Source organism: Streptococcus pseudopneumoniae, assembly GCF_001072375.1.
GTDB lineage: Bacteria > Bacillota > Bacilli > Lactobacillales > Streptococcaceae > Streptococcus > Streptococcus pseudopneumoniae_L.
Genome location: NZ_JVKV01000066.1, coordinates 21,339 through 29,744 on the forward strand (window position 1 = coordinate 21,339; position 8,406 = coordinate 29,744).

Consider the following 8,406-nt stretch of genomic DNA (forward strand, 5'->3'; position numbering starts at 1 on the left):
AGGAAAAAATGGGAAAACATTTTTTTGAGAAACGGTGTCATTACAGTATACGTAAATTTACAATCGGCGCAGCTTCTGTTATGATTGGTGCCAGTATCTTTGGAGCTGGTATGGTTCAAGCTGCTGAAACAGAAGGAACTGCTGAGACAGAAGGAACAATAACACAGGCTCAGCCTCTGGATAAACTACCAGCAGATATAGCAGCAGCTATTGAAAAAGCAGAAGCAAGTGCTGGAACTGTGGATGAACAACCTGCAGCGTCAGAAACTGAAGCAACTGTAGCTGAAACAACTACTCCAAAACCAACTGAAACTCCTGCTCCTAAGGAAGAAGTGGCTTCAAAACCAGCTACAAATCCAAAAGAGGAAGTAGCTTCTGAGGCGAAACCAGCTGCAAGTCCTGTGACTAAAGATGTAGTAGATACACCAGATGTCAATCATTTAGAAAAGGCGACTGCTACAGCATCAAACCATGAAGCCAACACACAATACACAGCAGAAAAGGCAATTGACGGAAAACCTGACACTCGCTGGGCTACTGACCAAAATGTTGAGAAACCAACAATCGAATTTACACTTGAAAAGACAACAGTGATTAAGCATGTGGAGATTGATTGGGACCGCCGCGTTCGTGGTGAACAAAATGATCCAAATATCAAATCATGGAACCTCTATTACGCTGGCCAGGATGATGTGAATGGATCAGGAGTTAAAGAATGGAAGTTGGCCTATCAAAGAACAGGAAATCCTCTTCTTGATGAAAAAATTGACTTGAAAGAAGCTATCCAAGCCAAGTACCTTAAACTTGAAATCACGGATTATCAAGCTGGTACAATGAACTGGAAAAATGTTGGAATTCAAGAAATTCGAGCTTACTCAAACATTCCAGACGCTAGCAAACCAACAGATATTCGCCAAGTGACAGAATTAGCTGTTGCTGAAGATGGGAAATCACTTGTCTTGCCTAAATTACCAGGTCAAGTCAGCTTGATTGGTAGCAACAAACAGGGAGTTGTTGATCTTAATAACAAAATCTACAAACCCTTAACAGACCAAACTGTTAAGGTAATGGTCCAACAAGTCAAGGATACTCATACCTTCACAAAAGAATTTGAAGTAGTCATTAAAGGCTTGCATACAGACGAAGGTGTTGGAACCAAACCAGCAGTTGCTCCAGCAGTTCAACAATGGTATGGTACTGAAGGTAAAACTTCAATTACAGCTGATACCGTCATTTCAGTCGGAGATTCTGGATTTGGCCAAGAAGCTAAATTCTATCAGACTGACCTTGAAAGTCGTGGGTTAGAAATCGCTACAGGTGATCAAACAGCTCAAAAACGGATCGAATTTAAAAAGGTTGAAGACAAGGGCTATGGCAAGGAAGGCTATGGTATCACTGTTAAAGATGGAGTTATCACCGTAGAAGCTGCGACCAATGCAGGAGCATTTTATGCTACACGTACCCTTCTTCAAATGGGTGAAAATGATTTGCAAAACGGAGAAATCCGTGACTTCCCAAGCTTTAGCCATCGTGGATTTATGCTAGACACAGGTCGTAAGTTTATTCCTTATGATACGCTTGTAGATATTATGCTCAATATGGCCTACTACAAGATGAACGACTTGCAGTTGCACTTGAATGACAACTATATCTTCTTAAAAGATCATTTAGCAGGGAAAAATCTTACTCCACAAGAGGAACTGGATTATGTTCTTAAAAATGCTAAGACAGGCTTCCGTGTAGAAACTGATGTTGTCGGTGAAAATGGCGAAAAATTAACATCTGACGAGCATTATACCAAGGAAGAAATGCAAGAAATTATCAAGTTGGCAAAAGCTTTGCATATCAACCTTGTTCCTGAAATTGACACACCAGGTCACGCACTTTCATTTGTTAAGGTCCGTCCAGACTTGATGTACAAGGGTCAACTTAGTGCGAGAAAACACAATGTAGAACGTGTAGCTATGTTGGACTTGGATAACAAGTACGAAGAAACGCTCGCCTTTGTCAAATCAGTCTATGATAAATTGCTCGATGGTGAAGACGCACCACTTCATGGCGTTTCTACTGTTCATATCGGTACAGATGAGTACTATGGAAGTCCAGAAAGCTATCGTCGCTATGTCAATGATATGATCCAGTACATCAAAGGCAAAGGTCTAACACCGCGTATTTGGGGTTCACTCTCTGCCAAACAAGGAACTACACCTGTTGATTGGAAAGATGTAGAAGTTGATATCTGGAGTATTGGTTGGCAACGACCAGCAGCGGCCATTGCTCAGGGTGCTAAGATTATCAATATCACAGATATTCCAACCTATAGTGTTCCAAGTGGTAGCAATAGTCAAGGTGGTTATGGAGATTATGCAAACTATGAAACTCAATACAACCGCTGGACACCAAATGACTTCTCAACAGGTGGAGGACCACGCCTAGAAGCCTCTAATCCAAATATCCTTGGTGGTGGTCATGCAGTCTGGAATGATAATATTGACCTCCATGAAACTGGACTTACTTCTTACGATATCTTTAAACGTTTCTTCAAGAGTATGCAGTCTACTGCAGAACGCACCTGGGGTTCAGACCGTGCAGCAAAGACCTATGCAGACCGTATCCAACCAGCAAGTGTTTATGCGCCTCAATCTAATCCAGATAAGACTGTAGCTGAAGAAGACTTGTTCAAGATTAATCCTGAGACTGTCAAAGATTATCTTGCTAAGAAAGTACAGAAGACTGAAGCAGGTTTGAACTTCGAAAAAGATAGCACTATCGAAGGCCTAGTTGGTGATGCTGGACCAAGTCATGTCTTGAAATTGGATGTGACTGTGACTGGTGATGGCCAACAAACCTTCTCAACAAGTGGGAACAACCAACTTTACCTTGCGGATAAGGATGGTTATCTTGCCTATACTTTTGAACAATTCCATATTCAATTCAACAAGAAACTTGAAAAGAACAAACGCTATCAAATTTCTGTTGTAACTAAACCTCAAGTAACAGAAGTTTATGTGGACGGTGAAAAGGTTGAACGGATTGCAAATCCAGCCAATCCACGTTTGGCTCATAATAGCTTAGTCTTACCACTTGAAACAATCGGTGGCTTCAAAGGCATCTTGCATAGTGCTGAGTTGTCAAATGAAGCATTCGTAAATCCACGTTTGATTCCAAATGATCATTTTACAGTTTCTGCAACTAGTCAAGAATTACCAGGAACCAATGCAGAAGGTCCAGTAGAAAAAGCCTTTGACAATGATCCAAATACCTTCTGGCATTCAAAATGGACTGGACATCAAGCCCCATTCACAGTTGCAATGAACTTGAAAGCAAGTGAAACAGTCAATGGTTTGACCTATCTTCCACGTCCAGGTGGTGGTAACGGAGTCGTGACATCTTACGAAATCTATGCTCAAAAAGATGGTCAAATGGTTAAAGTTGCTTCAGGAACTTGGGAAAACAATGCCAAAGAGAAAACAGTTAATTTTGATGCCATTGAAACCGATAAGGTAGAATTTAAAGTTCTAGCAGGTGTTGGAGGATTTGGTAGTGCTGCAGAAATTCAACTTCTGAAACCAATTTCTACTAACAAAGCAGAAGAACCAGTTAGTCCAGAAAAACCTGTGACACCAGAAAAACCTGAAACTCCAGAAAAACCTAAAGTTGAGGAAATGGGTGATGGGACAACTGAACTTGCTGATAGCTTTGTAGCTACGAAACCTACAAGCGACGAGGCAGTTGCTGCAGCAGCCCAAAGTCAGGATTATCTCAAGAAAGAGTACAAGGTCTTCCCAACACCACAAAAAGTAACTTACGATGAAGGTGTTACGAAACTCCATAAACAAGTCAATCTTGTCATGGGCGATCAATTAGATATCTATACTCGTAACCGCTTGAAGAGTGTCTTACAAGATCATCAAATCTCTTACACAAGCAGTCAAACAGCAGTGGCAGGTGCTACCAACATCTACCTTGGTGTTCATGGTCAAAATTCACAGGCTGAAAAAGAAGTGTCTGGAATTTCTCAAGGACTCTTTGATAAGATTGATGCTTACGCTTTGTCAATTAAGAACAATACAATCTCTATCGTCGGTAAGGATACAGATGCTGTCTTCTATGGTTTGACAACTCTCAAACACATGCTTAATGAAAGTGAAGCTCCAGTCTTGCGTAATGTAACAGTTGAAGACTTTGCTGAAATTAAGAACCGTGGCTTTATCGAAGGATACTATGGTAACCCTTGGAGCAATGCTGATCGTGCCGAGTTGATGCGTTATGGTGGTGACTTGAAGTTGACCCAATACTTCTTTGCACCAAAAGACGATCCATACCACAACAAGAAATGGCGTGAACTTTATCCAGAAGAAAAATTAGCTGAAATCCGTGAATTGGCACGTGTCGGAAACCAAAACAAGACTCGTTATGTTTGGACCATCCACCCATTCATGAACAACCGTATCCGTTTTGGGAACGATGCTGACTACCAAAAAGATCTTGAAACTATTAAGGCTAAATTCACTCAATTGATGGATGTCGGTGTTCGTGAGTTCGGTATTTTGGCTGATGATGCTCCAAGTCCAGTTGGTGGCTACAATAGTTACAACCGCTTGATGAAGGACATGACAGATTGGTTGACTGAAAAACAAGCAACTTATGTTGGTCTTCGTAAGGAAATGATTTTCGTTCCAGGTCAGTATTGGGGTAATGGACGTGAAGATGAGTTGAAATCACTCAACGAAAATCTTCCAAGTTCAGCATCAATGACATTGACTGGTGGTAAGATTTGGGGTGAAGTGTCTGAAAGCTTCCTCTCTAACCTTAAGAATAACCTGACTGCAGGAGGTAAGACCTACCGACCAGTTTCTCTATGGGTAAACTGGCCTGTTACAGATAACTCTAAACAACACTTGATCTTGGGTGGTGGTGAGAAATTCCTTCATCCGAATGTAGACCCTAGTCTCCTATCAGGTATCATGTTGAACCCAATGCAACAATCTGAACCTTCTAAGATTGCCCTCTTCTCTGCAGCTCAATATGCATGGAAACAATGGAAGTCAGAAGAAGAAGCTAAGAAAGTAAATGATATCGCCTTCAACTTTGTTGAAAACGGTAAGTTTACAGATAGCGAAGCATCAGTTGCCTTCCGTGAGCTTGGTAAACATATGATCAACCAAAACATGGATGGTCGTGTTGTGAAATTGGAAGAGTCTGTTGAACTTGCACCGAAATTAGATGCCTTTATGTCTAAGTTGAAAGCTGGTCAAGACGTCGGTGCAGAGCGTGAAGGCTTGCGTGCAGAATTTGCAAAACTTAAAGCAGCAGCTCAACTTTATAAAGCATCTGGTGATGAAAAGATGCGTGCTCAAATCCACTACTGGTTGGATAATACCATCGACCAAATGGATGCTTTGAGTGCTCTTCTTGATGGTACAGAAGCTATCGAAAAGAACGATTCTGCAAAACTTTGGGATAGCTACTATAAGGGATTAAAACTTTATGAACGGTCTCAAACTTATACCTTCCATTATGTAGATCATGATGAAAAAGCTGAGTTGGGTGTTCAACATATCCGTCCATTCTTGCTTGGCCTTCGTGAAATCCTTGCAACAGAAGTTCAAAAAGCCTTGCATCCTGACCAAGTCATTAGTACCTTTATCACAAACCGTACAGGTGTCGAAGGTGGATTGGCTGAAGTAACGGACGGAGATTTGGGAACACATGCTTTGATCAAATCACCAAACAGCATTCAAACTGGTGACTACATTGGTTTGAAATTTAATAAGGCTGTTTCAGTTCAAAACTTGACCTTTGCAATGGGAACTCAAGCAAATCCTCGTGATACCTTCAACAATGCTAAGGTTGAGTATCTCAATGAAAATGATGAGTGGGTAACCCTTTCAGAACCAAGCTACACTGGTAATGAACCTCTGCTTAAATTTGAAAACCTCAACATCAACGCCAAAGCTGTTCGTATGATTGCGACTTCAGATCGTGGGAATACTTGGTTTGCTGTACGAGAAATTGCTGTTAACCGTCCTGTAGAAGTTGTTCGTAACAAACAGACAGCTACTGTGACAATCAGTCCAAATCTTATGTACAAGTACAACACAACAGTTGGACAGATTACAGATGGACGTGATAATACTGAAGCCATGCTTGCAAATGCTGATAGAACAGACACAACTCCAGTCAATGGTTGGGTACAACTTGACTTGGGTGAAGTTAAACCTGTGACCAAGGTTCGTCTGGTTCAAGGATCAGGAGATAAATTGGCAGAAGGTGTTCTTGAATATTCTGCAGATGGTAGCTCATGGCAAGAATTGGATCGCTTGACTGGTGAACAAACAAAAGAAATCGAAACTCCAATTTCAGCTCGCTACGTTCGTGTTCGCAATACTAAGAACATCAACTTATGGTGGCGTATCGCTGACTTCTCAGTTGAAACACGTGCAGGCAATAGCGAATTGACGGATACAAACGTTGAAAGCTTGAAGTCAACTCCAGTTTATGACAGCCTAGGCCGTTATGACCTTCAAATTCCAAGCGGAACTAAGCTTCCAGCTAATAGCTACTTGGGTATGAAACTTGATCGTCTGCACCAAGCTGAAAGCATTCAAGCACTTGGTACAGAAAATCCATCTCTCAACTTGGAATACTCTCCAAATGCTCAAGAATGGTATCCAGCTGATCAAGTGACAGATAAGTCCTTGGTACGTTATGTTCGTTTGATTAATAAGACTGACCAAGAACAAGCAGTGACAGCGACATCACTACTCGTTCAGACAAAAGAAGTTCAACCAACAACACTTGATTCTACATCAATGGGAATCCACCCAACATACGGTCGAAATGACGTTCGTAAGATCAAGAACTTGGATCAATTGTTTGATGGTGTTTACAATAACTTTGTAGAGTTCTCTGACTATGCTCGTAAAGATGGTCATATCACCTTGAAACTTGGTAGCGAACGTGATATTAAAAAAATTAGAGCTTACATCCAAGACGGCACTCAAAACTATCTCCGTGATGGTAAGATTCAAGTCAGTCAAGATGGTAAGACTTGGACAGATGTTGTAACAGTTGGTGACGGTGTTGCTAATGAAACACGTGATGACTCCTTGACAGATGGCTGGACACATGATTCTAAGATGCCAGGAAATCGCTATATCGAGGGTGAACTTTCAAGCCCAGTTAAAGCTAACTATCTCCGTGTTCTATTTACAGCAGACTATGATGCTCGTTTTGTAGGATTCACTGAGTTGGTGATCAATGATGGCGAATTCGTGAAACCAATCAATGACCCAACTGTAGAAGGAAACAGCGGTGAAAGCCAAGGCAACCTTTACACTAACCTTGTAGATGGCAAAGTATTGACAAGCTACAAGGCTGAGAAAGAACAAGGTGAGCTTGTCTACCACTTGTCAGAACCAACAGACGCAAACCATATCCGACTTGTTTCAAGTATTCCTCAAGGAGTGAAAGCTCGTGTGCTTGCTCGTACTCTGAAAGAAGATAAAGCAGATGCTTGGTCAGAACTAGGTGAAATTACCTCAAGCTTCCAAACATTTGCAGTGAGAGAAAAAGCGCCATTGTTAGATGTCAAAGTTGTTTGGGAAGGTGGCAAACCTGAGTTTTACGAAATGACGACCTTCCACCAAGAGCTTCCAGAAGAACCAGAGAAACCAGCTTTAACTACAAGCAAGGGTGATGAAGCAGCACCAGTAGTAGAAGTCCCAGAATTTACTGGTGGCGTAAATGGTGTTGAAGCAGCTGTTCATGAAGTTCCAGAATATACTGAAGCTATTGGCACAGCAGGTGAAGAAGCAGCACCAGTAGTAGAAGTCCCAGAATTCACAGGCGGCGTGAATGGTGTCGAAGCGGCTATCCATGAAGTTCCAGAGTATACTGAAGCTACGGCAGAAGCAGACAAGCTTCCAGCACCAGTAGTAGAAGTCCCAGAATTCACAGGTGGTGTAAATGGCACTGAAGCAGCTGTCCACGAAGTCCCAGAATATACTGGTGGGGTGAATGGTGTCGAAGCAGCTGTCCATGAAGTCCCAGAGTTCACTGGTCACGTAAATGGATCAGAAGGAACTACTCACGAAGTTCCAGAATTTACTGGAAGTGTGAATGGTTCAGCCCCAACTACACGTGAAACTCCAGCATACACAGATGAGCAGTCTCTTGTAGCTCTTGCTATGTCACAAGATAAGACCTACCAAGCACCTGCAAGTCATCCATACAAGCTCCCAGAGACAGGTACTAAAGAAAATGCTGGCCTTGCAGCCGTTGGTGTTGTAGGTGCACTTCTTGGTATGTTTGCTATGGGAAAGAAAAAAGACGACGAATAAGATGATGTAAAAGCATCTAATACTCAATGAAAATCAAAGAGCAAACTAGGAAACTAGCCGC

Annotated in this window: 1 protein-coding gene; it reads left to right on the top strand. The window is 41.8% G+C overall.

Features of this window, described 5'->3' with window-relative positions:
- Positions 1-8: 8 nt before the first annotated feature.
- Complete coding sequence (locus ADH31_RS05040) at positions 9-8,345, top strand: SIALI-17 repeat-containing surface protein (RefSeq protein WP_049509281.1); 8,337 nt, start codon at positions 9-11, stop codon at positions 8,343-8,345.
- Positions 8,346-8,406 lie beyond the last annotated feature (61 nt).

Coding starts and splice junctions, on each gene's coding strand:
- ADH31_RS05040 (WP_049509281.1), top strand. CDS start 9: ATGGGAAAACATTTTTTTGAGAAACGGTGTCATTACAGTATACGTAAA.